This is a genomic window from Serratia nevei, from assembly GCF_024160145.1.
Lineage (GTDB): Bacteria > Pseudomonadota > Gammaproteobacteria > Enterobacterales > Enterobacteriaceae > Serratia > Serratia nevei_A.
This window is the reverse complement of record NZ_JAMYWQ010000004.1, coordinates 106,183-131,026: the sequence shown is the minus strand read 5'-3', so window position 1 is coordinate 131,026 and position 24,844 is coordinate 106,183. Positions and strand designations below refer to the sequence as shown.

General features: G+C 61.5%; 28 protein-coding genes. 20 read left to right on the top strand and 8 right to left on the bottom strand.

The window, feature by feature from the left end; genetic code table 11:
• The first annotated feature begins 124 nt into the window (after nt 1–124).
• Entirely contained in the window at nt 125–907 is a 783-nt protein-coding gene (locus tag M6G53_RS05325; RefSeq protein ID WP_070915501.1) for a DeoR/GlpR family DNA-binding transcription regulator, read from the top strand.
• A gap of 2 nt (nt 908–909) precedes the next feature.
• The gene (locus M6G53_RS05320) at nt 910–1,293 is read left to right on the top strand and encodes a VOC family protein (protein ID WP_107227159.1); all 384 of its coding nucleotides are present in this window, start codon (nt 910–912) and stop codon (nt 1,291–1,293) included.
• Here the strand turns inward: M6G53_RS05320 and M6G53_RS05315 are convergent, their stop codons facing one another.
• On the bottom strand, nt 1,294–2,202 hold the full coding sequence (locus M6G53_RS05315; RefSeq protein ID WP_253329550.1) for a LysR family transcriptional regulator: 909 nt from the start codon (nt 2,200–2,202) through the stop codon (nt 1,294–1,296). It abuts the gene before it with no gap.
• A gap of 125 nt (nt 2,203–2,327) precedes the next feature.
• Between M6G53_RS05315 and M6G53_RS05310 the strand changes: the two genes are divergently transcribed.
• The 5 genes from M6G53_RS05310 to M6G53_RS05290 all read left to right on the top strand — a co-directional run bounded on the left by M6G53_RS05310 (nt 2,328) and on the right by M6G53_RS05290 (nt 5,302).
• Complete coding sequence (locus M6G53_RS05310) at nt 2,328–3,209, top strand: pirin family protein (RefSeq protein ID WP_253329548.1); 882 nt, start codon at nt 2,328–2,330, stop codon at nt 3,207–3,209.
• A 117-nt stretch (nt 3,210–3,326) separates the two neighbouring features.
• On the top strand, nt 3,327–3,953 hold the full coding sequence (gene ycaC, locus M6G53_RS05305; RefSeq protein ID WP_253329545.1) for an isochorismate family cysteine hydrolase YcaC: 627 nt from the start codon (nt 3,327–3,329) through the stop codon (nt 3,951–3,953).
• A gap of 153 nt (nt 3,954–4,106) precedes the next feature.
• Nucleotides 4,107–4,436, top strand: coding sequence for a hypothetical protein (locus M6G53_RS05300; RefSeq protein WP_253329543.1), 330 nt, complete (start codon nt 4,107–4,109; stop codon nt 4,434–4,436).
• A gap of 75 nt (nt 4,437–4,511) precedes the next feature.
• A complete protein-coding gene (locus M6G53_RS05295) occupies nt 4,512–4,964 on the top strand; it encodes a thiol-disulfide oxidoreductase DCC family protein (protein ID WP_253329540.1) in 453 nt (150 codons plus the stop codon).
• A gap of 86 nt (nt 4,965–5,050) precedes the next feature.
• Nucleotides 5,051–5,302 carry a hypothetical protein gene (locus tag M6G53_RS05290; protein WP_019454252.1) on the top strand — a complete coding sequence of 84 codons (252 nt, stop codon included), beginning with the start codon at nt 5,051–5,053 and terminating at the stop codon, nt 5,300–5,302.
• On the opposite strand, the gene M6G53_RS05285 is transcribed toward M6G53_RS05290, so the two are convergent.
• From M6G53_RS05285 to M6G53_RS05275, 3 genes are all read right to left on the bottom strand, one after another.
• Nucleotides 5,293–5,841: a GNAT family N-acetyltransferase gene (locus tag M6G53_RS05285; RefSeq protein WP_253329538.1), complete on the bottom strand. Its 549-nt coding sequence runs from the start codon at nt 5,839–5,841 to the stop codon at nt 5,293–5,295. The genes M6G53_RS05290 and M6G53_RS05285 overlap by 10 nt on opposite strands.
• Before the next feature lie 94 nt (nt 5,842–5,935).
• Nucleotides 5,936–6,682 carry a DUF2076 domain-containing protein gene (locus M6G53_RS05280; protein WP_253329536.1) on the bottom strand — a complete coding sequence of 249 codons (747 nt, stop codon included), beginning with the start codon at nt 6,680–6,682 and terminating at the stop codon, nt 5,936–5,938.
• 125 nt (nt 6,683–6,807) lie between these two features.
• Nucleotides 6,808–7,593, bottom strand: coding sequence for a helix-turn-helix transcriptional regulator (locus M6G53_RS05275; RefSeq protein ID WP_253329534.1), 786 nt, complete (start codon nt 7,591–7,593; stop codon nt 6,808–6,810).
• Nucleotides 7,594–7,710: 117 nt separating this feature from the next.
• On the opposite strand from M6G53_RS05275, the gene M6G53_RS05270 reads away from it, so the two are divergent.
• On the top strand, nt 7,711–8,481 hold the full coding sequence (locus M6G53_RS05270) for a class I SAM-dependent methyltransferase (RefSeq protein WP_253329532.1): 771 nt from the start codon (nt 7,711–7,713) through the stop codon (nt 8,479–8,481).
• Nucleotides 8,482–8,538: 57 nt separating this feature from the next.
• On the opposite strand, the gene aqpZ is transcribed toward M6G53_RS05270, so the two are convergent.
• Complete coding sequence (aqpZ, locus tag M6G53_RS05265; RefSeq protein ID WP_025301712.1) at nt 8,539–9,234, bottom strand: aquaporin Z; 696 nt, start codon at nt 9,232–9,234, stop codon at nt 8,539–8,541.
• Nucleotides 9,235–9,660: 426 nt separating this feature from the next.
• Here aqpZ and M6G53_RS05260 point away from each other — a divergent pair, with 426 nt between their 5' ends.
• Nucleotides 9,661–11,022, top strand: a complete 1,362-nt coding sequence (locus M6G53_RS05260) for an esterase-like activity of phytase family protein (RefSeq protein WP_253329530.1) — start codon at nt 9,661–9,663, stop codon at nt 11,020–11,022.
• 30 nt (nt 11,023–11,052) lie between these two features.
• Here the strand turns inward: M6G53_RS05260 and M6G53_RS05255 are convergent, their stop codons facing one another.
• Nucleotides 11,053–12,228 carry a low temperature requirement protein A gene (locus M6G53_RS05255; protein ID WP_253329528.1) on the bottom strand — a complete coding sequence of 392 codons (1,176 nt, stop codon included), beginning with the start codon at nt 12,226–12,228 and terminating at the stop codon, nt 11,053–11,055.
• A gap of 309 nt (nt 12,229–12,537) precedes the next feature.
• Here M6G53_RS05255 and M6G53_RS05250 point away from each other — a divergent pair, with 309 nt between their 5' ends.
• Together M6G53_RS05250 and M6G53_RS05245 are read left to right on the top strand one after the other, a co-directional pair.
• Nucleotides 12,538–12,822: a YdgH/BhsA/McbA-like domain containing protein gene (locus M6G53_RS05250; RefSeq protein ID WP_253329527.1), complete on the top strand. Its 285-nt coding sequence runs from the start codon at nt 12,538–12,540 to the stop codon at nt 12,820–12,822.
• Between the two features lie 239 nt (nt 12,823–13,061).
• On the top strand, nt 13,062–13,619 hold the full coding sequence (locus tag M6G53_RS05245; RefSeq protein ID WP_253329524.1) for a class I SAM-dependent methyltransferase: 558 nt from the start codon (nt 13,062–13,064) through the stop codon (nt 13,617–13,619).
• On the opposite strand, the gene M6G53_RS05240 is transcribed toward M6G53_RS05245, so the two are convergent.
• A complete protein-coding gene (locus M6G53_RS05240) occupies nt 13,620–14,081 on the bottom strand; it encodes a GNAT family N-acetyltransferase (RefSeq protein ID WP_253329522.1) in 462 nt (153 codons plus the stop codon).
• Between the two features lie 215 nt (nt 14,082–14,296).
• On the opposite strand from M6G53_RS05240, the gene M6G53_RS05235 reads away from it, so the two are divergent.
• From M6G53_RS05235 to aroL, 4 genes are all read left to right on the top strand, one after another.
• Nucleotides 14,297–15,412: an ABC transporter substrate-binding protein gene (locus M6G53_RS05235; protein WP_253329520.1), complete on the top strand. Its 1,116-nt coding sequence runs from the start codon at nt 14,297–14,299 to the stop codon at nt 15,410–15,412.
• Nucleotides 15,405–17,528 carry a TonB-dependent siderophore receptor gene (locus tag M6G53_RS05230; protein ID WP_253329518.1) on the top strand — a complete coding sequence of 708 codons (2,124 nt, stop codon included), beginning with the start codon at nt 15,405–15,407 and terminating at the stop codon, nt 17,526–17,528. Before M6G53_RS05235 ends, M6G53_RS05230 begins: the two co-directional genes overlap by 8 nt.
• Before the next feature lie 53 nt (nt 17,529–17,581).
• A complete protein-coding gene (locus M6G53_RS05225; RefSeq protein ID WP_253329516.1) occupies nt 17,582–18,100 on the top strand; it encodes a GNAT family N-acetyltransferase in 519 nt (172 codons plus the stop codon).
• Between the two features lie 109 nt (nt 18,101–18,209).
• A complete protein-coding gene (gene aroL / locus M6G53_RS05220; RefSeq protein ID WP_253329514.1) occupies nt 18,210–18,734 on the top strand; it encodes a shikimate kinase AroL in 525 nt (174 codons plus the stop codon).
• 36 nt (nt 18,735–18,770) lie between these two features.
• Here aroL and M6G53_RS05215 read toward each other — a convergent pair whose 3' ends face one another.
• Entirely contained in the window at nt 18,771–19,502 is a 732-nt protein-coding gene (locus M6G53_RS05215) for a helix-turn-helix domain-containing protein (RefSeq protein ID WP_253329512.1), read from the bottom strand.
• A gap of 96 nt (nt 19,503–19,598) precedes the next feature.
• Here M6G53_RS05215 and M6G53_RS05210 point away from each other — a divergent pair, with 96 nt between their 5' ends.
• The 5 genes from M6G53_RS05210 (at nt 19,599) to M6G53_RS05190 (ending at nt 24,782) form a co-directional block, all read left to right on the top strand.
• On the top strand, nt 19,599–20,003 hold the full coding sequence (locus M6G53_RS05210; protein ID WP_253329510.1) for a nuclear transport factor 2 family protein: 405 nt from the start codon (nt 19,599–19,601) through the stop codon (nt 20,001–20,003).
• Nucleotides 20,004–20,050: 47 nt separating this feature from the next.
• On the top strand, nt 20,051–20,251 hold the full coding sequence (locus M6G53_RS05205) for a YaiA family protein (protein WP_004940491.1): 201 nt from the start codon (nt 20,051–20,053) through the stop codon (nt 20,249–20,251).
• Between the two features lie 144 nt (nt 20,252–20,395).
• Complete coding sequence (locus M6G53_RS05200; RefSeq protein WP_253329507.1) at nt 20,396–20,896, top strand: RNA polymerase sigma factor; 501 nt, start codon at nt 20,396–20,398, stop codon at nt 20,894–20,896.
• Nucleotides 20,897–20,972: 76 nt separating this feature from the next.
• Complete coding sequence (locus M6G53_RS05195; RefSeq protein ID WP_253329505.1) at nt 20,973–21,926, top strand: FecR family protein; 954 nt, start codon at nt 20,973–20,975, stop codon at nt 21,924–21,926.
• Between the two features lie 156 nt (nt 21,927–22,082).
• Nucleotides 22,083–24,782 (top strand): TonB-dependent receptor, encoded by a 2,700-nt coding sequence (locus tag M6G53_RS05190; protein ID WP_253329503.1) that lies wholly within the window; start codon nt 22,083–22,085, stop codon nt 24,780–24,782.
• The last annotated feature ends 62 nt before the right edge of the window (nt 24,783–24,844 follow it).

Below are 24,844 nucleotides of genomic sequence, written 5' to 3'. Positions count from 1 at the left end.
CTTATCGGTGATGTCACTCTCAGTCTAGACGAGCGCCGCCGCTTCAGCGTGGCGAAAAAATGATTGTTCGATTGTGTACGTTTATGTACATTCGTGATCACTTTAACGTCACCGGATTTACGCGATGTCCAAACTGTTACCGAATGAACGCCACCAGGCCATTCTCGACGCGCTTCGCCAACAGGGGCGGGTGCTGGCCCTGGAGATGGCGCAGCGGCTGAATACCACCGAAGCCACCATCCGCCGCGATCTGCGCCAGCTGGCGGCGCAGAACCTGTGTAAACGCATCTATGGCGGCGCGCTGGCGCCGACCCCGGCCGAAGGCCCCGTTGCGGCGCGCATGGCGCTCAGCGGCGATGAGAAGCTGACGCTGGCGCAGACCGCGCTGGGGTTGATCGGTGAAGAGCAGCTGATCTTCCTCGATGCCGGCAGCACCCACCTGTATCTGGCGGATCTGTTGCCGCGCGATCGGCGTTTGACGGTGGTGACCAATGCATTGAGCATCGCCGGCAAAATGCTGGAACGGCCGGGGATCCGCACCATCCTGATCGGCGGTGAGCTGGATGCGCAGGTCGGCGGCTGCGTCGACGCCAAGGCGGCGGAAGAGATAGACGGTTTCCACTTCGATCTGGTGTTCACCGGCATCTGCGCCTACGACCCGGACGGCGGCTTCTCCGCGCTGAGCTACCAGGACGCCACCTTCAAAAAGCGGCTGCTGACGCGCGCCGGCAGCGTGGCGGTGCTGTGCACCCGCGACAAGCTCAATACCTACGCCCCTTATCCCTTCCTGCCCGCCGGGCGGGTGGATCATCTGGTGACGGCGCGCGGCGCGCATCCGCAGCTCGAACTGCAGGTGGCGCAGGGCGGCGGCCAGGTTTGGCACAGCGATTTACCGACCGGAGAATGATGATGAAAATAGCCCATGTTGCCCTGTGGACCCGTGATATCGACGCGCAGCTGGCGTTTTGGCAGCGCTATTTCAACGGTGAGGCGGGCGAGGAGTACGTCAGTCGCAACCGGCCGGGGTTCGTTTCCCGCTTCGTCAGCCTGGCGGCCGGGCCGACGCTGGAAATCATGCGCGTGCCGACGCTGTTGCCGGCGCAGGCCCAGGAAGAACGGGTGGGCTGGGCGCACATCGCGCTGTCGCTGGGGGATGAACGGCAGGTCGACCGGTTGGCGCAGCGCGCGCAGCAGGAGGGTATCCTGCAGTCTGCGCCGCGCTGGACCGGCGATGGCTTCTATGAGGCCGTCATCCGCGATCCGGACGGCAACGCGATCGAAATCACCGCCTGATCACTCCTCTTCGATGCTGGCGAACTGCTCGCCCAGATAATCGAGCAGCAGCCGTACCGCCGGCAATAAACCGCGGCGCGACGGGTAGACCGCATGCACCACGCCGCCTTGCGGCTGCCAGCCGGGCAGCAGCTGGACCAGTTCGCCGCGCAGCATGTCGTCGCGCATCATCATCGCCGGCAGCTGAACGATGCCAGCGCCGGCGATGGCGGCGGTGCGCAGCATCAGCATGTCGTCGGTGACCAGCCGCGGCGTGTGTTCCCATTCTACCCGTTCACCCTGCGGGCCGGTCAGCCGCCATTGGTGCTGAGCGCGCGCCGGGCCGAGATCGAGCGTCGGGTATTTGTGCAGGTCTTCCGGCGTGTGCGCCGGCCCGAGGGTGCGCACCAGCGCCGGGCTGGCGGCGACGCACCAGGTGCGCTGCGCCAGGATCTTCAGCACCAGATCGCTGTCTTCCAGCGGCGGCGGCCGCACGCGGATCGCCAGATCCAACCCTTCACCCACCACGTCCACCCGGCGGTTGGTGGCCTCCAGATGCACCGTCACCTTCGGATAGTCGGCCATAAAGGCCGCCACCATGCTGCCGACGCGAGTGTGCAGGATCGCCACCGGGCACGACAGGCGCACCGTGCCGCAGGGCTCGGCGCGCGTCTGTTCGATCGCCTGCTGCGCCGCTTCCGCTTCCACCAGCATCGCCTTGCAGTGCGCGTAATAGTTTTGGCCGACCTCGGTCACCGAGAAACGCCGCGTCGAACGCTGGATCAGGCGCACGCCCAGCCGCTCTTCCAGCAGCGCCACGCGGCGGCTGAGCTTGGATTTGGGAATGCCCAGCGCCCGGCCGGCGGGAGCAAATCCCTGATGATCGACCACGCTGGCGAAGAAAAACAGATCGTTCAGATCGGTCAGCATCCTATCCCTTATCGTTCTACCAGTAGAACGCTGAGTGTACATCTTGCCTACTACTGCAGCAAATCCCGGCAGATTAAACTGCTGCCATCAACTTAAGGCCGTGAGGTCTGAAACGGGAGTTCAAGATGAAAAAAATCCTCGGTATTCACAACAGCCCGGAAGCGCATTGGGTCGGTAACGGTTTCCTGGTGAATTCGCTGTTCTCTTATAACGATTTGGGGGCGGAAATGAGCCCATTCCTGCTGCTGGATCACGCGGCGCCAACCAAATTCCGCTCTGCCTCCGGCACCCGCGGCGTGGGTCAGCATCCGCATCGCGGGTTTGAAACGGTGACCATCGTCTATCAGGGCGAAGTGGAACACCGCGACTCGACCGGCAGCAGCGGGGTGATTGGCCCCGGCGACGTCCAGTGGATGACCGCCGCCTCCGGCATTCTGCACGAAGAGTTCCATTCGCGGGACTTCTCGCGCAACGGCGGCACCATGGAAATGGTGCAGCTGTGGGTCAACCTGCCGGCCAAGAACAAAATGGCCGAGCCCGGTTACCAGACGCTGCTGAACGCCGATATTCCGGTGGTTCCGCTGGCGGACGGCGCAGGGCAGGTGCGGGTGATCGCCGGTGACTTTGGCGGCCACGCCGGCCCGGCACGCACTTTCAGCCCGCTCAACGTGTGGGATATGAAGCTGAATGCCGGCCACACCACCACGCTGACGGTGAAAGAAGGCCATACGCTGGCGCTGGTGATGCTGCACGGCGCGATCCTGGTCAACGGCGAAGAGGTGGTGCGCGAAACCCAAATGGTGCGTTTCGACCGGGCGGGGGATTCGATCACTATCGAAGCCAACAACGACGTCGCGCTGCTGGTGCTGAGCGGCGAACCGATCGATGAGCCTATCGTCGGCTACGGCCCGTTCGTCATGAACAGCGACGCGGAAATCCAGCAGGCGTTCCGCGACTTCAACAGCGGCAAGTTCGGCAGCATGAACGCCGAAGCGAGCGCCGGCTGACCTTGGCGCCTGGGGCGGGACGTGTTCCCCAGCCCAGGCGCTACACTTAAACCTCAACGCCCCGTCCCAGCGGCGGGGCGTTTCATCCGCAACATCAACCCCCACAGGAGTAAAACCATGACTGCAAATTACAAGCGCCTCGACAAGGACCAGGCCGCCGTATTGCTGGTGGATCATCAGGCAGGGCTGCTTTCGCTGGTGCGCGATATCGATCCCGATCGGTTTAAAAACAACGTGCTGGCGCTGGGTGATTTAGCGAAGTACTTCAATCTGCCGACCATTCTGACCACCAGTTTCGAAAACGGCCCCAACGGCCCGCTGGTGCCGGAGCTGAAGGCCCAATTCCCCGATGCCCCTTTCATTCCTCGCCCCGGCCAAATCAACGCCTGGGACAACGACGACTTCGTCAAGGCGGTAAAAGCCACCGGCCGCAAGCAGCTGATCATCGCCGGCGTGGTGACCGAAGTGTGCGTGGCATTCCCGGCGCTGTCGGCGCTCAATGAAGGCTTTGAGGTCTTTGTGGTGACCGACGCCTCCGGCACTTTCAATGAGCTGACGCGTCAGTCGGCCTGGAGCCGCATGGAAGCCGCCGGCGCGCAGCTGATGACCTGGTTCGGCGTCGCCTGCGAGCTGCACCGCGACTGGCGCAACGACATCGAGGGCCTGGGCACGCTGTTCTCCAACCATATCCCGGACTACCGCAATCTGATGACCAGCTACAACACGCTGGCCGGCGGTCAGTAACGCGGCGTCCTTTACGCAACCTTTTGCTTTTCATCACGTTAGACGCGGGATGTAAGCAATATGCAGCGGGGCGAAAAGGTAGCGAAAAGCGGCTTTCTCATGGGCCGGGGGCGGGGTAGCGTAATCCTGAACCCGGCAAATGAGGCTAATTCAATGAAACAAGCAATCAAGATCCTGGCGCTGCCCTGCATGGGCGTGGCGCTGTTGTTCAGCGCGAGCGCGATGTCGGCCCCCGAGACGCCTGCGGCCAAAGCGTTGCCGCCCGCGGTGGATGAACCGATGCGCATGCCGCCTTTCCCGGGCGGGCACCCGCCCAAACCGGGGTTCTGCCACGGCGGCGAGCTGTTCTGCGTCACCTCGGCCAGCAACAATCCGGTGGAGACCATCAACAAACTGACGGCGGTGATCCCGGCGGGCAGCGCCAAGCATTACGAAGTGCGCATCGCGGTGGTGGCGGTGCCCGACGCCCCGCCTGCGCCTTAACGGGCTCTGTCATCCCGCTCTGGCTCGCACGCCCAAGGCGCGTTAGGCTAAGGCGAACGTTGTTCGGGAGGCGGGATGACCCTTTTATCACCATTGCCTTATCTCCAGCCCGGCGATTGCGCGCTGTTGTTCGACGGCGAATGCAATCTGTGTCACGGGTTGGTGAGATATCTGATTCGCGTCGATCGGCAGCGGCGCATTCTGTTGGCGACGGTGCAATCCGTCGAAGGGCAGGCGATCCTGCAGGCGCTGGGATTACCGACCGATCGTTTCGACTCCGTGGTCTATGTTGAACAGCGGCGCTATTGGCTGCGTTCGGCGGCGCTGTTTCAGGCGCTGCGCCAATTGGGGTGGCCGTACCGCGTGCTGGCGCTGGCGCGTTACCTGCCACCGCGGCTGGCGGACAAGCTCTACGATGCGGTCGCCGGCAATCGCTACCGGCTGTTTGGCCGCAACGACGGCACCGGTTTGCCGGGCGCCGACCAGCCCGGGCGCTATCTGCCCCGGCGGCGGGAACCGCCGGCCTGAGCTTTACGCTTCTTTACCATCCAATCGCTTGAAATATCAGCACTCCGGCTCCATATAATGGAACGTTCAGCCAACAAGGAGCGCGTATGGGAATCAGTGAAGAAGAGCACATCCGCCGTTTGACCCAGGAGAAAAACGACATGGGCAACACGGCGAAATGGGTGGCGATCGTTTCCGCCGTGTATTTTGCCTTGATGGTGTTTTACGGCCACCCGACCGGCGTATTGGCGATGTCGGGCGCGGTGTTCATCGTCTCCGCCACCACCTGGCTGAAAAAGCGTCAGAAGGTCAAATCTTACCGCATGGCGTTGGCCAAAATCAGCGACGATCAGCCCTGATAGTCGCCGCGCTTTAGCGTATACACCAGGCTCGGCGCCGCGCCGGGCACGTCATCCAGCGTATCCACCCGCTGCATGCCAATCTTTTCCAGCACCCGCCACGAAGCCTGATTCTCCGCGCGCACAATGGCGGAAATCTCACCCACCTTCAGCCCGATAAAACCGTATTGCAATGCAGCCCGCGCCATCTCGGTGGCCAGCCCCCTGCCCCACACGCGGGTGTCGAAGCGATAGCCGAGGTTCACGGTGCGCTGCGCGCCGAGCGGTTTCCAGGACAAGCCGCCAAACCCGATAACCCAATCCGGCCGTTCGCGCAGGGCCAGCGCCCAGGAGCCGTAGCCGTGTTGCCGCCAGCCGGCGAGTCTGTCCCGCAGCGCCGAAGCGGCCTGCGCTTCGCTGGTGAGCGGGCCGGCGGGGTTGAAGCGTTGGGTTTGCGGATCGCCAAAGATGGCGTAGAAACGTGCGAGGTCCGCCATTACCGGCGGCCGCATCAGCAGGCGCTCGCTGAAGAAAGGGGATGAAGGATCAAAGCTTGGCATCGTTTCTCCCGGCCGGGTAAATGAACAGCGTTTACTGTAGTCCAGATCGGCAAAACGGGAAATCCCCCTCTGCGGATGAGAGGGGGAAGGGGCATTACAGGAAGGAATCGTCGTCGTCGTCGTTGTAATCGTCGGCGTAATCCGTGTCGTCCTGGTAGTTGGCATTCTGGAAGCCGTTGTCCTGATTCAGGAAGCTGCCGCCATCGCCGTTGTTGAAGGTATCAAGGTTGTTGGAGGCGTCGAAATTGCGCATCGCGCTGTCGTCCAGCGGCGCCGGGGTGTCTTCGATAATATTCACGATTTCCTGCGGCTGCGAATGGCGGAACATGCCGGTCAGCATGTCTGCCAAGACCACGCCGCCGGCGACGCCCGCCGCCGTTTGCAATGCTCCACCCAGGAAGCCGCCGGCGCGTGACGGCGCCGCCTGCTGAGGTTGGGCATAGGCAGGTTGCTGCGGCTGCGAGTAGCCCCCCTGCTGCGCATTGTTCCAGGCCGCCGCATTTTGCTGCTGCGCCTGATACTGTTCACGCGGGCTCGGCGTGCTGCGGCTGCCACCGCCGAACAGGCCGGCCAGGAAGCCGCCGCTGCTCTGCTGGGCGTTAGCACTTTGCTGCAGCTGAGCCACCTGGGCTTCAAGCTCTTTGACCCGCTGGTCCATCTGCTTGAGCGCCGCTTCCTGAATGATCATTGCCTGCGCCATGTAATAAGGGGCGGAAGGCTGTTCGCGAATATGCTGATTGATTTGCTGCTCTGCCTGGAGATCCCGTGGGCCCGTCTTGGTCTCGGCTTCTTTCAGGCGGCCAAACAGACCATCGATAAGGCGTTGTTCTTCGGATTGCATAGGCGTACCTCGGGAGATAAATAACGGTGCTGGATGATCGTTGTCATCGGTAACAATCACCCTAGCGCGTTTGCGTGAACCAATAAATAAATGGCGGGTAAACCTGTCTATGAATTTGTTACCAATTACGGCAGCGGGATCAGCATCACCAGCTTCAGGCCGCCGTGCTCGGCCGGATGGAAGGTGAGCTGGCGATAGCGCAGCGCACCTTGCTGAGGGTGCTCGAACGCGCGCTCGCCGCCTTCGCGCGCCATCACATCATGCTGTTTCCACCAGTGATTAAAGTCCGCACTGTTGTGCGTCATGTTGCGCACGAAGGCGCGCATCTCTTCGGTGTTTTGATGATGGCTGGTTTCGGCGCGAAATTCGGCCACCACGCGGCGGGCACGTTCTTGCCAATTGCTGACCAGCGTTTTCGCCAGCGGGTGGAAGAACATGAAGTGCAGCAGATTAGGGCTATTGGCCACATCCAGCCAGCCGCTGAACAGCGCCGCCGCCTGCGGATTCCAGGCGACGACGTTCCAGGTCACGTCCAGCAGGTAGCAGGGCACCGTCATCTGGTGCACGCTTTGCAGCACCGCGTCGTTGGCGGTTTCGCGCTGCGTTTCCTGCTCGGGATCGGCGACGCGCGCCAGGGTAAACAGGTAGTGGCGTTCGGCGGGGCCGAGCCGCAGCGCCTTGGCGATGCGTGCCAGCGTATAGGGGGAAATGGACACCTCGCGCCCCTGTTCGATCCAGGTATACCAGGTGGCGCTGATGCCGCTGATTTGCGCCAGCTCTTCGCGCCGCAGGCCGCTGGTGCGGCGGCGCGAGGAACTGGGCAGGCCGAGCATTTCCGGCGTGATGCGCTCGCGGTGCGCACGCAGGAATGCGCCGAGGGCCTTTGGCCCGGATAAGGCTTCTGATGACATAGCGTGGTACCTATTTATACCAGGATAACTGCTCATATTGTACCCGTATAGTAGCCTGATTATAGTAGCCGAAAGCCTTCAGGCACAGGCGCAAGCCGGATAATAACGGGAGCAAACATGAGCATCAGCAACAGCCATAAAAACGCGGTAGATCGGCAGTTCGGCGAGCAGGCCAACGCCTACTTAACCAGCTCGGTGCACGCGCAGGGCAAGGATTTGCAGCGCCTCGCACAGTTACTGGCGCCGCACGCCGGCGCGCGCTTGCTCGATCTGGGCTGCGGCGCCGGGCACGCCAGCTTCACGGCGGCGGCCAAGGTGGCGCAGGTGGTGGCCTACGATCTGTCGGCGCAAATGTTGGCGGTGGTGGAGCAGGCGGCGGCGGAAAAAGGTTTGAGTAACATTCAGCTGCAGCAGGGCGTGGCGGAGTCTTTACCGTTTGAGGACGCCAGCTTCGATCTGGTGATCAGCCGCTATTCGGCGCACCACTGGCACGACGTCGGCCAGGCGCTGCGCGAAGTCAGACGGGTCTTGAAGCCGGGCGGCAACGCTATCTTTATGGACGTGGTCTCGCCGGGGCATCCGCTGCTGGATATCTACCTGCAAACCGTGGAAGTGCTGCGCGACACCTCGCACGTGCGCAACTATGCGCCGGGCGAGTGGCTGGCATTATTGACCGAAGCCGGGCTAGTGGTGCGCGAGGTGACGTCGGATCGGTTAGTGCTCGAGTTCGGCAGCTGGGTGGCGCGCATGCGCACGCCGGCGCATTTCGTTACCGCGATCCGCGCGCTGCAGCAAAGCGTGTCGCACGAAGTGGCGGCGCACTTCGCCATTCAGCCGGACGGCTCTTTTACCAGCGATATCATGATGTTTGCAGTGACGAAGGGCTGAAAGCAACGGGGCAGCCGATGAAGGCTGCCCCGTAAAACGCTCTCGACTGGGATGCGCTTATTTTTTGTCTTCCAGCAGGCAGCGGTAGATCAGGCCGCCGATAATGCCGCCGACCAGCGGCACCAGCCAGAATACCCACAGCTGTTGCAGCGCCCAGGTGCCCTGGAAGATCGCTACGCCGGTGCTGCGCGCCGGGTTGACGGAGGTGTTGGTCACCGGGATGCTGATCAGGTGGATCAGCGTCAGCGTCAGGCCGATTGCCAGCGGGGCAAAGCCTGCCGGCGCGCGCTTGTCGGTCACGCCATGAATAACGATCAGGAAGAAGGCGGTCAGCACCAGCTCAATCACGATTGCGGATTGCAAAGAGTAACCGCCCGGTGAGTGTTCGCCGTAACCGTTGGAGGCGAAACCGCCGGCGGTGGCGTCGAAACCGGCTTTGCCGCTGGCGATCAAATACAGCACCGCTGCTGCGGCGATACCGCCGATCACTTGGGCGATAACGTAAGGGATCACGTCTTTCGCCGCGAAACGGCCGCCGGCGAATAAGCCGACGGTGATCGCCGGGTTAAAATGCCCGCCGGAAATATGGCCGACGGCATAGGCCATCGTCACTACGGTCAGACCGAAAGCGAGCGCGACGCCGAGGAAACCAATACCCAGCTGTGGGAATGCCGCTGCTAATACTGCGCTACCACAACCACCAAACACCAACCAAAATGTGCCAAAAAATTCGGCAAAAAGTCGCTTTGACATAGATTCCATCCTGCGGAATAGACTAACGGGCGTTAGCACTAAAAACTATAGAACAGCTTTCTCAGTTCATGCAGATATTCTATAGAATTTTCTTAATGCACCTTGAATAACGGCGGTATTAAATCCCCGGTATTTTATTTTGTCTATGGGATAAACGCCGTTTTTCGCCGTGCCGGCGCGCGTTTGCCGATTTTTTTATCTTTGCTGTAAGAATTTACCCTAAGCGAAATGACGGGTTATTTTCAGGCGCTTTTTTCCAGCGGTTTTCTCCATTCAATATCCTCAGGTTAATTGCTAATTTCTATTTGCCAGTCCACCTTATTGCCTATTGCTCATTTGACGAAGCACCTGTTGTCATCTCAGTGTCATGCTAAATTAATATCCTCTTCTGCCTAATAACGCTTTGTTCAACCTCGGGTAAAAACCATGAAAATAAAATCGCTCTCCCTGCTGTTGGTTTCACTGTTTCCTGTATTCACCTACGCTGCAGATATTGAGGTGGCGCGTTATGTGGTCGGCTTCCCCGGCGGGGAACGCGTCGCCTATCAGGGCAAGTTCGCCAAGAATTTCCCGCAGGGGCTGCCGGTGGGGATCGGCTCCGGGCTGACGTTCAATAGCAAGCAGGGCGACGATCTGGTGCTAACGACGTTGACCGATCGCGGCCCGAATGCCGATGCCCCCGCAGTGGGCAAACAAGAGGCCAAGATTTTCGCCAATCCGCAGTTCGCGCCTCTGCTGATGGACATCCGTATCGGCGGCGGCAAAGCCGTGGCCGAGAATGCGCGGCCCTTGCATGACGACAAAGGGCCGATTAGCGGGCTGCCGCTGCCGAGCGAGCTGATTGGCTCCACGAACGAAGTGGCGTTGAACGACGCGCTGCAACCGCTGTCCGGCGATCGCCGCGGGTTGGATACCGAAGGCATTACCGGTGACGGCAACGGCGGTTACTGGCTGTGCGACGAGTACGGCCCGTTTCTGATCCATATCGACGGTAAAGGTAAAATCCTCGCCAAATACGGGCCAACGCCGCAGGCCGGCGAACAGGCGGTGGCGGGCGGTTTGCCGAACATCCTGAAATGGCGCCAGCCTAACCGCGGTTTCGAGGGGCTGACCCGGATGCCGGATGGGCGCATTCTGGCGGCGGTGCAGAGCACGCTGGATGTCGAGGGCAAAAGCAAAAACAAGGCGCAGTTTACCCGGCTGGTGAGCTTCGATCCGCGCAGTGGCAAAACCGCTATGTACGGCTATCCCATCGATATCGACAGCTATACAAAAGCCAAAGACGCCAAGATTGGCGATGTGGTGGCGTTGGACAATCAGCGTATCCTGTTGATTGAACAGGGCAGCGGTAAAGACAAGACGATGATCAACAAGATCTACCTGGTGGATCTCGCGCAGGCCAGCGATCTGAGCGCGTTTGACGGCCAGGGGAAAGCGCTGGAGTTCGATGACGCGAAAGATCTCGCCAAACGCGGCGTGAAGCTGGCGCAGAAACGGGAAGTGGCGGATCTGCGCCAATTGGGCTGGCGCCAGGAGAAAGCGGAAGGGTTGGCGCTGATCGACGATCGCACGCTGGCGGTGATTAATGACAACGATTTCGGCCTGCAGGCCAAGCTGGTGGACGCATCGCCAAAGAGCAAGAAAATCGGCGATTATCAGCTGGAGAAAGAAGGGCGGCTGAGCCTCGACGGCGACAAGACCGACGCCCGTATCGAATTGCGCCCGCTGGAGCAGCCGGAGTCGCTGAGCGAGCTGTGGGTGCTCACCTTGCCGCATCCCTTGAAGTGAGACAGCGGGGGCGATAGCGCCCCCTTTGCTTCAGGCTTCCGCGTGCCGCTGCGGCGCTCTGCCGCGCGAGATGCTCTCCCACACCGCCACCACCACCATGATCAGCGTCGTCAGGCCATTGACCATCAGCAGATCGGTTAAATAGGCGACGGGGGCCAATGCCGCCAGCGCCAGCAGCCCCACCAGGTGTGACAGCGGGAAGCGATGATACACCAGCCGTTTATACAGTGCGTTAGCGAACAGGTAGAGTGCCGGCCCGAGCAGCAACACCGCCGCCGTGGCGTGTTGGATGCGGCCGTCGGGATGGGCGATCACCAGTTCATTGGCCACGGCGCAGACGATGATCGCCCCCACCAGCGCGACGTGCACGTAATGGAAGTCAGCGCCCAGCTGGCCGGGGTTTTCCGCCTGGCTGATGGCGTGGCTGCCGGCTTTGCTGCTGGTGTCGAAGTAGACCCACCACATCGCCAGGCTGCCGAGAAAGGCCACCAGCGAGGCGATGAGCACCGGCGGGCTCCAGCTTTCCATCTCGCTCAGGGTGGCGCCGGTGATCAGAATGGTTTCCCCCAGCGCCACGATCACGAACAGCTGGCAGCGCTCCGCCAGATGGTGGCCCTCGATGGTCCATTCGCTGCTGCTGTCCGAGCGCCCCAGCACCGGTAGCCGGAAGCCGAGCATCGGCGATACGTATTCGCACAATACGGCGATCGCCCACAGCGCCAGGCGGGCGTTGCCTTCCGCCAGCCCGCCGGCGATCCAGAACACGCCGGAAATGCACAGCCAGCCGAGGATACGGCGAAAGTTTTGTTTTAACGGATGGCCGGGTGCCAGCAGGCGCAGCACCGCGACGGAGCGGCCGACCTGAATAGCGACATAGAACAGCGCGAAGATCAGGCCGCGCTCGCCAAACGCCTGTGGCAATGCGGCGGCGGCGAACAGCCCCAGCAGCATGATAGCGAACAGCAGCAGGCGAATTTGCCGGGTATCCGGATTGAACCAGTTGGTGACCCAGGCGGTGTATTGCCAGGCCAGCCAGACGGCGAACCACAGCAGCAGGGTTTCCAGCGCGCCGGTCAGCGTCAGGTGATGCAACAGATAGTGGGAAAGTTGGGTCACGGCGAAAACGTAGATCAGATCGAACAGCAGCTCGGAAAATGATACCGAAGCGCCCTGACCGTCACGCACGCGCAGCAGGTTTTGCGACATAAGCGTTCTTCCTTAAAAGGGTAAGCCACAAAAACAGCGTAGCTCAGCGCGCCCCGGCGGGTAAAAAATCTTAAATAGCGGTGGCGCGCGTTCTTTATCTTTCACCGTCTTTAATTGTTCATAAAATAGGGGTAAAGTGAATGTCATAAAGTCTAATTCGCCCGAAAATACATATCCGATCTTATTTCCTCCTTATTCCCCTCACAATGATTGATGTTCTTTACGTTGCATTACGTCCGTTTTCATTGGTTAGCAGATAATTAACACCACTGACAACGAGCTAATAAACAAGAACACCTGGAGTCAATCATGAAACTTATCCCAAGCATCGCAGCAGTATTGATCGCCGCCGCTTCCTTCTCCACTTTCGCCGCGCCGCTGTCGTCGGTGAAACAGGTCAACAGCGAACAGGCCGCCAATCTGCAAAGCCTCGGCGTGGTGTCGGTTTCCGACATTAGCGGCTCACCGCATGACGCCATTCACGCCCTGAAAGAAAAAGCCGCGGCGGACGGCGCCGGCCATTACCGCATTATCGGTCTGGACACCCCCGGGGACTCCAGCAACTGGCGCGGCAACGCGGAGATTTATCGCTAAGCGTTGGCTTTTACCCTCTGGCCACGGCAACGTGGCCAATAAAATAAACGGTCGTAATAATTATCTGATAGGCCAGCGCACCGGCGGCTTATTTTCAGGTCATTATTACGACCGTTTTTATTTTGCCGCAGTGGCCTGGGTTGCAATTTATTACAACTGTGTCTACGGCTTTCGGATTCATGTTAATGAATACTTAAGAAATTCGGCTCACATTGAGGGTTTAACCCAAGGAGGCCTCAATGTTAAATGCGACCCGGTTGCAACTGATGAATCACTTCGCTTATCTGCAGCAATTTATGGCTTCACCGCGCACCGTGGGTACGCTGGCACCCTCCTCTCCATGGCTGTGTCAGGCGATGCTGAACCAGGTTGAATGGACCCGTGCGCTGTCGATCGCGGAACTGGGCGCGGCGGACGGCGTGCTGACCAAACGCATTCTGGGGCGGATGCGCGCCGATGCGGCACTGGAGGCCTTCGAAATCCAACCCCATTTCGTGCATCGGCTGCGCGGGATTGACGATCGGCGGCTAAAGGTGATGGCCCATTCGGCAAGCCAGATGACCACGGATTACGATGTGGTGTTCTCCTGCCTGCCACTGCTGTCGATCCCGATCAGGATCAGCGTGCGTATCCTTCAGCAGGCCCGGCAGCGGTTGCTGGCGCGTAACGGCACGCTGGTGCTGTTCCAATACAGCCACCTGTCGGAAAAATTGCTGTCCCGTTATTTTCACTGGAAGCGTCTGCGGGTGGTGCGCAACTTCCCGCCGGCGCTGGTGTATGTCTGTACGCCGCGCTGACTACAGCGTTTTCACCATCACCACCACGTCTTCATCATGCTGCTGCCGGCGCTCCACGGGCTGCCAACCCCAGCCGGCGTACAGCGCTTCCGACTTGTCGGTGATGAGATGCAAAACCGAATGATGGCGCTGCCGCGCCGCTTCGATGATGGCCCTCTCCAGGCGGTGGGCAATGCCCTGGCGGCGGTGATCGGGATGAACGAAGACGCCGGCCAGCCACGGGGTGAGATCCTGGCGTTGATGATCGTCGCTGGGCCACAGGCTGGCCATGCCCACCGGGCGATCGCCGTCGATCATCATCAACGTCAGGTGATCGTCGCTTGGCCGGCTGCACTGGGCAAAGCGCAGCTGGGCGCGTTCCAGCGAACCGCCGCGCTGTGAGCCCCACTGGCCGAAGGCCCAGGCGGCGCACACATCGGCAAACTGTGGGCACTCCGACAGCGGAATAATGCGTTGAGTCATGGGGGGCTTCCGATTTTTTGGTGGTATCCGCTCTATTTAACCGATTTTCCCGCCATTTTTTTAACTTTTTAAAGCCGCTCTTGTAGCGGTTTCGCCATGTTTCGCCGTGCGCCCGGCGCCGTTTTCCGGATTTCTTTTGGCAATCGCCGTGCAGGATTGCAAGTGCTAATGAGAGTGATTATCATGCGCAAACTATTCCCGGTTTCGGCTCAATCATGCGCAATTCCCTCATTTTACTGCTGCTTTCCCTGTGGTTCACCGCGCTCTCCGCTCAGGCGAAGACGGTGACCGATATCACCGGCCGCCAGGTCGTGGTGCCGGACAACCCGCAGCGCATCGTGGTGGGGGAGAGCCGCATGCTGTATACGCTGGCGCTGCTGGAGCCGGGCAACCCGGCGCAGCGCATCGTCGGCTGGCCGGCGGATCTGGCGCGGTTCGATGCGCAAAGCTGGCAGCTCTATACGCAGAAATTCCCGCAGATCGCCGCGATCCCCGTTATCAGCGGCAATAATTTTCGCCAGGTCAATATTGAAAGCCTGCTGCAGCTGAAACCGGATCTGGTGATCCTGGCGCGCTACGCGCGTGAAGACGGCGACAACGATCTGCTGGTTTCCGCGCTGAGCAAGGCCGGCGTGGCGGTGATCTACGTCGATCTGCGCATCGATCTGCTGAACAACACCGTGCCGAGCGTGCGGCTGTTGGGCGAAGTGCTCAATCGCCAGCAGCGCGCCGAGCAGTTCATCGAGTTTTATCAGCAGCATATGGCGGTGATCCGGCAACGGCTGGCGGGCTACCAGGGGCCGAAGCCCAAAGTGATGCTGCACCTGCATCTGGGGCGGCGCGATACCTGCTGCACCACCGCCGCGCACGGCAATCTCGGCGATCTGCTGACCTTCGCCGGCGGCGACAACATCGCCAACGCCAGCGTCAAAGGGGTGTATGGCGAACTGAACCCGGAAACCATTCTGAGCGCCAATCCCGACGTTTACCTCGCGACCGGCATGGCCGGGCCGCAGGGCAAGCGGTTGTCCGATCTGCGCCTCGGCCCGCAGGTCAGCCAACGGGAGGCTGCCGACAGCTTCCGCCGGCTGGTCGCCACACAGCCGATGCTGGCCAGCCTGCAGGCGGTGAAGCATCACCGCGCCTGGAGCGTCTGGCACAACTTTTACCTCAGCCCGTACCACGTGGTGCTGGTCGAGATGTTCGCCAAAGCGTTTTATCCGGATCTGTTCGCCGACATTAACCCGCAACAGACCTTCCAACAGCTTTATCAGCAGTTTTTGCCATTACCTTTTTCAGGGACCTATTGGAGTCAGTTAGATAATGAATAACAACAAGCGCGGCTGGTGGTGCGCATTGCCTTTGGCGGCCTGCGCGACATCGCCGACGTGGGCGGCGGAAAAAGCCGCATCAAAGGAAGACAGCCTGGTGGTGGTCGGCCGCAAAGACGCCGACGGCGTGCAGAGCTATCAGCCGTTGACCAGCGTCACCGGCACCCGCAGCGAAACCAACCTGTTGAACGTGCCGCAGGCGATCGACGTGGTGCCGCAGCAGGTGATTACCGATCAGGCGGTCAGCAGCCTGGACGAAGCGCTGTACAACGTCAGCGGCATTACCCAGGCCAACACGCTGGGCGGCACCCAGGACGCGGTCATGAAACGCGGCTTCGGCGACAACCGCGACGGCTCCATTCTGCGCGACGGCGTGCGCTCGGTGCAGGCGCGCAACTTTACGCCGACCACCGAGCGGGTGGAGGTGCTCAAGGGGCCGGCCTCGATGCTGTACGGCATGGGCGAGCCGGGCGGGATGATCAACATGATCACTAAGAAACCCCAGCTGCAGCAGCATACCCACGTGGCAGGCTGGGGCAGCAGCTTCAACGGCGGCGGCGGCCAGCTCGACGTTACCGGGCCGCTCGGCACGTCGGGGTTCGCCTATCGCATGATCGTCGATCACGATGAAACCGATTACTGGCGCAACTTTGGCCGCAATCGCCAGACGGTGATCGCGCCGTCGTTGATGTGGTACGGCGAGAACACCACCGTGCGGTTGGCCTACGAGCATATGGAATATCTGGTGCCGTTCGATCGCGGCACCATTATCGATTCGCGCACCGGTAAACCGGTGAATACGCCGCGCGATCGCCGTTTTGACGAAGCCTATAATGCCACCCGCGGCGATCAGGACAGCATTACCCTGCAGATCGATCAGACGCTCAACGAGCGTTGGAAAAGCTCGCTGACCTACGCCTACAGCCGCAACAGCTACAGCGACAACCAGGCGCGCGCCACGGCGTTGAACCCGGTGACCGGCGTGTTGAGCCGCCAGGCCGACTCGACCGCCAACGCCGTCAGCCACGCCAACGCGGTGCAGCTGACGCTCAATGGCGACGTGGACTGGGGCAGCATCAACCACCAGATGCTGTTCGGCTTCGATTTTGAAGATAACCGTACCTACCGCGGCGACATGATTCGCGGCAAAAAGAACAGCGATTTCAATATCTATCATCCGGTATACGGCCTGATGCCGCCGTCGACCGCGGTCAGCGCCAAAGACAGCGACCAGCGGGAAAACCTCACCAGCTACGGTTGGTTCATGCAGGATTCCATCCAACTGACCGATAAATGGCTGGTGATGGGCGGGCTGCGTTACGACGCTTTCGACGTCTATGCCGGCAAGGGGCGGCCGTTCCAGACCAATACCGACAGCTCGGACGGTAAGCTGGTGCCGCGCGCCGGGGTGGTGTACAAGCTGACGCCTTACGTGTCGCTGTACAGCAGCTATACCGAATCGTTCAAGCCAAACTCCTCCATCGCCACCCAAATTGGTTCGCTGCCGCCGGAACAGGGCAAGTCCTGGGAAGTCGGCGGCAAACTGGCGCTGCCGAACGGTGTCACCGGCACGCTGGCGCTGTTCGATATCACCAAGCGCAACGTGATGGTCAGTGAGCTGGTGGAGGGCGAAACCGTGACGCGCACCGCCGGGCGCGTGCGTTCGCAGGGCGTGGAGCTGGACGTAGCCGGTAATCTCACCGATTCGCTGAGCCTGATCGGTTCTTATGCGTATACCGACGCGCGGGTGGTAGACGATCCGGATAACAAGGGGAAAGAGATGACCAACGTGGCGCGCCACACCGCCTCGCTGTTCCTGACCCAGAATCTGGGCAGCCCGGGTCTCTACAGCGGCGATGAGGTGCGCATTGGCGCCGGTGCGCGCTACGTAGGACGCCGCCCGGGTGACGCGGCCAACAGTTTCTCCCTGGATAATTACACCGTTGCCGATGCGTTCGCCGCTTACACCATGCCGATCAACGGCTATCGGGTGAAATGGCAGCTGAACGTGAAGAACCTGTTCGATAAAACCTACTATCCTTCCAGCGGCGGCAATTTGCGCGTGGCGGTGGGGGAACCGCGTGAGGTGGTGCTGCGCGGCAGTATCGATTTTTAAGCCACGGGCGGTGAAATTTGCTTAAATAACCGCCCCAACGTTAAGGAGAACCCATGAGCCTGCAGATTCGTTTGGCGCAGCAGCGGGATATCGTGCATCTGATGGCGGTTGAACGCTCGGCGGCGCAGCTGTTTCGCCAGCAGCCGGAATGGCGCTTTATCGCCGAAGGCGAGGTGATGGCCCCGCAGCAGCATGCGGCGTTTATTGCCGAGCGCCGTGAATGGCTGGCGGAAAGCGACAACGGCGAGTGCGCCGGCTTTATCGCCGTGCAGGATCAGGGGGAAGATTGGCACATCGCCGAATTGTCGGTCGCCGGTAGCTGGCAGCGGCAGGGCGTTGGCCGCCGCCTGATCGGCGCGGTGGCGGAAGAGGCCAAACGGCAGGGCGCGGGTCGCCTGACGCTCACCACCTTCATCGAGGTGCCGTGGAATGCGCCTTACTACCGGCGGCTGGGATTCCGGCCGCTCGACGATGCGCGGCTCACGGCCGCTTTGCGGCTGCACCTGGATGAGGATCTGGCGCACGGCTTTGCCGCCGGCAGTCGCTGTGCCATGGAATTTACACTATCGTAAATATTGAAATACAGGGCGGGCAGGGTATGATGCTGGCACCACGCCATCGCACCCGTTCGGTATTTTGGTATGCAATGCACTCAAGTCACCGCATAAGGGACAACCCGTAATGACACAAACCCTGTTCATGATAGGCGCTCGCGGAGCCGGAAAAACCACGGTAGGCAGCGCATTGGCGCTGGCGTTGGGCTATCAGTTCGTCGATACCGATCTGTTCATGCAGCAGGCGGCGCAGATGAGCGTGGCGGACATGGTCGAGCGCGAGGGCTGGCTGGGGTTCCGCCGCCGCGAGACCATCGCGTTGCAAACTGTGACTAACCTGTCAACTATAGTTGCCACTGGCGGTGGGGCGATCCTGGCGGAGGAGAACCGTCAGTTTATGCGCCGGCATGGCACCGTTATCTATCTGCGTGCGCCGGCCAGCGTGTTGGCGCAGCGGTTGGAAGAGTACCCGGAAGATACGCAGCGCCCGACGCTCACCGGCAGGCCGATCGCCGAGGAGATGCTCGAGGTGCTGGCGGCGCGCGAAGCGCTGTATCAGGATGCCGCGCATTACGTGATAGACGGTGCCGCCGATCCGCAGCGGGTGGTGGAACAAATCCTCGCGGTGCTGCCGCGTGAGACGGTGAAGTAACCCTGTCTTCTCTTCGGGCGCCGGGCGCCCGTTTTCCTATTCCGTTTGCCGAGCCGGCGCAAAGTACGCTCCGGGCGTGACGCCGAAGCGGCGGCGAAAGGCGGCGATATAGGCGCTGACGTTGTCATAGCCACAGGCGTCGGCCACCTCGCCGCGTGATAATCCCTCCAGTGAGCGCAATACCCGCGCCTGCTGGCGCCACAGCGCGAAGCTGATGCCGGTTTCCTGCAGAAAACGGCGGCTCAGGGTGCGCGGGCTGAGCCCGGCCCAGGTGGCCCAGTCGCGCTGGCTGCGCCGGCTGGCGGGATCGTTCAGCAGCGCCCGGGCGATGTTCAGCAACCGGGCGTCCTGCGGCAGCGGCAATTGCAAAGGGGCGCGGCTTGCCGCGTGCATTTCGTCCAGCAGCACCTGCAGCAGCCGCCGTTGCGGCGCACTCAGCGCGCCGACGGGGAACTGCGCGATGCGCTCCACCAGGGCCTGCAACAGCGCAGAGGCTGTGAACAGCTGCGGCTGCGGCGGCATCTCATGCACGCTTTCCACCGGCAGATACAGACTCCAGCCCGCCACGTCGCCGCAGGCCAGCGCCTGATGGGCGCATCCCGGCGGCAGCCAGCCCAGCGTACCGCCGGTGATCGCCCATTGCCGGCCCGGGAGTTCCATGGCCAGCATGCCGCGCGTCAACAGATAGAGCTGGCCGCCTTCGTGCCGGTGCCAGGGCGTCAGGTGCTTTTTTTCATGCTGAAGGCGTTGGCTGCGGAGTTGCATCATGTTGGCCGTTTAGCGTTATTGAAAGTCTGGATGTGGTTATTATGCCATCGCTGGACCGGGATAGGATCGTCGCTCACCCTATTTCGGAGAAACGTGATGACTCAACTTACCCCACTGGGCCTGGTGCTCGATACGCTGCTGCAGGTCGTCGCCAGCCCGGAGCACCGGCCGACGCAGCTCGCCGCCCGCTTCAGCGCAGACTACCGCCAGCAGGTGGATGGCAAGGTGCTGAACTTCGAGCAGTTTGAGCAACACATGGCGTTTTTGAAGCGGCAAACCCGCCGCATGACGCTGAGCGTGATCGCGGCGGCGGAGCAGGGTGAGGCGGTGCTGACCCACCATCAGGTCGAGCTGGAAAAGCGCGATGGCTCCTGCAGCCGCGTGCGGGTGCTGGCGCACTTCACCGTGCGTGAAGGCCGCATTTGCACCTGCGACGAACTGACCGAGCTGTTGGCGGGCGCCCCCGGCGATCGCGATCTTGGCTCGCGCGTGTCGGAATGAGGGCGGCTGCTATACTTGCTACTGTGTGAAACACAGGGGAGAACGGCATGCGCGAAAATGATCAACCTGCTTATCCACGGAGCGCCCGCGTCGTAGAGGTGTTTCGGGGCGACCCGAACCTGCATCTGCGCCGTTTTGAAGTGCGCACCGACGACATTGAGCCGAATACGTTGCTCAGTGAACATGAAACCGAGCAGGAAGCGCTCGACGCCAAGCACCGCTATGAGGACGAGGCGTTAGAACTCTGACCTGCAGCCCAGCGGAAACCGGCGCCAGGCCGGTTTCCTGTTTATCCCCGCCGTAGCACATATTTCCCAGAACAATATTGATAATGATAATCATTTATGTGATTTTTATCGCCCCTATTGGGTGTTTCACTTCTGGGAAAAGAGATGTCCAATTCCGAGTTGCAGGCGCTGTTTCTGCGCCATATGCGGCCGCTGCAGACTTATTTGAACGCCAAACTGCGCGACCCTCAGCTGGCCGCGGATTTGGCGCAGGAAAGTTTTACCCGCCTTACCGAGCAATACCCGCAGGGTAACATTCTCGATATCGAGGCCTACCTGTATAAAACTGCCAAAAACCTGATGCTTGACCATCTGCGGCAGCAGCAGCGGCGGCAAACCGAAGCGGTTGAGGACGACATTCTGGCGCAGTACCCCTCCGGCGAACCGGCGCTCGAACAGTTGGCGATCGATGGCCAATTGCTGCAGCTGTTACAACAGGCGTTGGCGGGCATGCCGCCGCGCACGCAGCAGATTTTCCGCCTTAACCGGCTCGATGGCTTGACCCAGGCACAGGTGGCGGCGCAGCTGGGCGTGTCGCTCAGCACGGTGGAGAAACACTTGGCCAGTGCGCTCGAGCGGCTGATGGCGCGGGTGGGCGAACAATAATGGCAATTTTTTTACGGGTTTATCCGCCCTCAGACGTCTTAACCTATAACCAGAAAAAACAGGGGTCTACGTCATCATGAAACCGCTAACCGCACAGGCGCGACAGCAGGCGGCCGCCTGGGCCGTAAGCCTGGCCGAAGGGGGGCTGCCCGCCGAACGGCGGCAAGCGCTGGACGCCTGGCTGGCCGATGATCCGCAGCATCCGGCGGCGCTGCGTCAGGCTCGCCTGCTTTGGACGACGCTGGGGCAGCTGCCGCCAGAGCAGCGGCAGGCGTTACAGCCGCAGGTGGCGGCGCTGAAAACGCCATCTCGCCAAAGGTGGCCCCGCTGGGCGGTGGCGGCGGCGGTGGCGATCGCCGTTTCCTTTGGCGTCTATCGTGGGCCGGATCTGTGGATCGGCCTGCAGGCAGATTATCAAACCGTTCGCGGCGAGGTGCGTGAAGTCGCGCTGCCGGACGGTAGCCGGGTGGCGCTGGACAGCGGCAGCGCGATCGCGCTGGCGTATTCTGCCGGCGAACGCAAGGTGCGGCTGCTGAGCGGCGCCGCCTATTTTATCGTCGCCCCGTTGGGCGGGCCGGAAAATCGCCCGTTCCGGGTGGCGGCGGAAAACGGCGTCACGCAGGCGCTGGGCACCGAGTTCAGCGTGGCGCGTACCGGGCAGGGCGTGGATGTCAGCGTGCATCAGCACAGCGTGCGGGTGACGCTCGAGCGCGGCGAGCGCTCGCTGGTGGTCGCGCAACGTCAGGCGGCGCATTACCGCAACGGGCAGCTGCAGCTGACGCGGCAAGCGGCCGGTGATGACGCCTGGCGGCGCGGCTGGCTGGTGATCGACCGCCAACCGTTGACGCAGGCGCTCGCGCAGCTCAATCGCTATCGCGCGACCCGCATCGTGGCGGTCAACCCCGCGCTAAGAGCGCGCACGGTGAGCGGTGTGTTCGCGCTCAACAAACTCGACGACGGCGTCGGCGCCATTCGTCAGGAACTCTCCGCTCGCCAGCTGAATCTCCCCGGCATCACGCTGCTCTACTGAGTGGCGCAGATGGGCCAGGATGCCCGCTGCGTCGCTATTTTCATTTTCTGTAAAAAATCTTTACGGGTTTTTGCCTCCCGGAACGTCCTTATATTTAAACGAGATTGATTTCCATTATCACTTGGTTTGGCATTCTTTCGGGTGGAACGTACACGCATGTTTATTCACAAGGGAACCACGCCGGCCGGCCGTTTGGCCACGGCGGTACGCGCTGCGCTGGCGGCGATGATGCTGACTCAGCCGGTTTTGACGCACGCCGCGCAGGCTGACGCGAGCGGCGCGCAGGCCGCACAGCAAAAGCATTTCAACATTGCGGCGCAGCCGCTGCAGAGCGCCATGCTGCGTTTTGCCGAGCAGGCCGACATGCAGGTGTTTTTCGACGAGGTGAAGCTCGATGGCATGCAGGCGGCGGCGCTGAACGGCAGCATGAGCGTTGAACAAGGCCTGCGGCGCTTGATTGGCGACAATCCGGTGGCTTTCCGCCTGCAGCCGCAGGGGCAGATCGTATTGAGCCGGTTGCCGACGGCAAGCGGCGAGGGCGGCGCGCTGGCGCTGGACAGCCTGACGGTGCTGGGCGCCGGCGGCATCAACGCCAACGATTGGGTTTACGACGAACCGCGCTCGGTCAGCGTCATCAGCCGCGAACAGATGGATAACCGCCCGGCGCGACACGCGGCCGATATTCTGGAGCAGACCACGGGCGCTTATTCCAGCGTCAGCCAGCAAGATCCGGCGCTGTCGGTCAACATTCGCGGCATACAAGACTATGGCCGGGTGAACATGAACATCGACGGCATGCGGCAGAATTTTCAAAAGAGCGGTCATGGCCAGCGTAACGGCACCATGTACATCGATTCCGAGCTGCTGTCCGGCGTGACCATCGACAAGGGCACCTCCGGCGGAATGGGCAGCGCCGGCACGCTCGGCGGCATCGCCACCTTCAATACCGTCAGCGCGAGCGATTTCCTGGCGCCGGGCAAAGAGCTGGGCGGCAAGCTGCACGCCAGCACCGGCGATAACGGCACCCACTTCATCGGTAGCGGCATATTGGCATTGGGCAACGAAACCGGCGATATCCTGCTGGCCGCCAGCGAACGCCACCTCGGCGACTATTGGCCCGGCAACAAGGGCGATATCGGCAACATTCGCATCAATAACGACACCGGCAATTACGATCGCTACGCCGAGAGCATCAAGAACAACAAAATCCCTGACACCCATTATCGCATGCACTCGCGGTTGGCCAAGGTGGGCTGGAATCTGCCCGCCAACCAGCGCCTGCAACTGAGCTATCTGCAGACCCAGACCGCGTCGCCGATCGCCGGCACCTTGACCAACCTGGGCACCCGGCCGCCCTATGAACTGGGCTGGAAGCGCACCGGCTACAGCGACGTGATGGCGCGTAACGCGGCGTTTGATTACAGCCTGGCACCGGAAGGCGTCGACTGGCTCGATTTTCAGGCCAAGCTGTATTACGTCGATACCCAGGACGACAGCGACACCTACAGCACCAGCTCGCTGCTGGACAACGGCTACGCGACGCGTACCCGCCTGCGTACCTATGGCGCGCAGGCGCAAAACACCTCGCGTTTCAGCCTGGCGCCGGGGCATGACTTCCGCGCCAACTACGGGCTGGAGTTCTATTACGACAAAGCGACCAGCGACTCTTCCCGTCAGGGTATGGAAGGGGTGACGCCGGCCGGCAACCGTTCGGTAGCCAGCCTGTTCGCCAACCTGACCTACGACTACGACGGCTGGCTGACGCTGGAGGGCGGGCTGCGTTACGACCGCTATCGCCTGCGCGGCCAGACCGGCCTGAGCTATCCGGATTTGGCCAAGGATGGGCAACGTTACACGATTGACAATCCTTGCAAAGAGTTGCGTCTGAGCGGCTGTTCAACCACGACCCGCGAAGATTGGGACGTGGATCGCGAGCAGGGCAAGCTGTCGCCGACGCTGGCGGTGGCGGTGCGCCCCGGCGTGGAGTGGCTCGAACTGTATACCACCTACGGTAAATCCTGGCGGCCGCCGGCGATCACCGAAACGCTGACCAACGGCAGCGCGCACAGCTCTTCCACCCAATTCCCCAACCCGTTCCTGCAGGCCGAGCGCTCGCGCGCCTGGGAAGTCGGGTTCAACGTGCAGCAGCCGGATCTGTGGTTTGAGGGCGATCGGCTGGTGGCCAAGGTGGCCTACTTCGACACCAAAGTAGATAACTACATCAACCTGGCGATAGATCGCAATAAACCGGGGCTGGTGCAGCCGAGTATCGGCAATGCCGCTTACGTCAACAACCTGTCGAAAACCCGCTTCCGCGGGCTGGAATATCAGCTCAACTATGACGCCGGGGTGTTCTACGCCGACCTCACCTATACCCACATGATCGGCAAAAACGAGTTCTGCTCGAACAAGGCCTGGTTGGGAGGGCGTCTGCGCTACGGCGCCAATTCCCGGCCGGGCAATTTCTACGTGGAGCAGGATCCGACGGCGAATGACGCCGTGTCCTGCGACGGCGGCTCGCAGTTCGGCACCGCCGCCTATCTGCCGGGCGATCGCGGCTCGGTGACGCTGGGCGGCCGCGCCTTCGATCGCAAGCTGGACGCTGGGGTGACCGTGCGCTTCGCACCGGGCTACCAGGACAGTTCGGTGCCGTCCAACTATCCGTACCTGGCCGACTGGCCGAAGTACACCCTGTTCGATCTGTACGCCAGCTACAAGCTGACCGACAGCCTGACGCTGCGCGGCTCGGTGGAGAACCTGACCAACCGCGCCTACGTCGTCAGCTACGGCGAGACGCTGGCCAACACGCTGGGGCGCGGCCGCACCGTGCAGGGCGGGGTGGAATACCGTTTTTAAGCAGTAAAGGGCGTTGCTCATCCTTGAGCACAAGGGCGGCCCCGCAAGGGGCGCCGTTCATC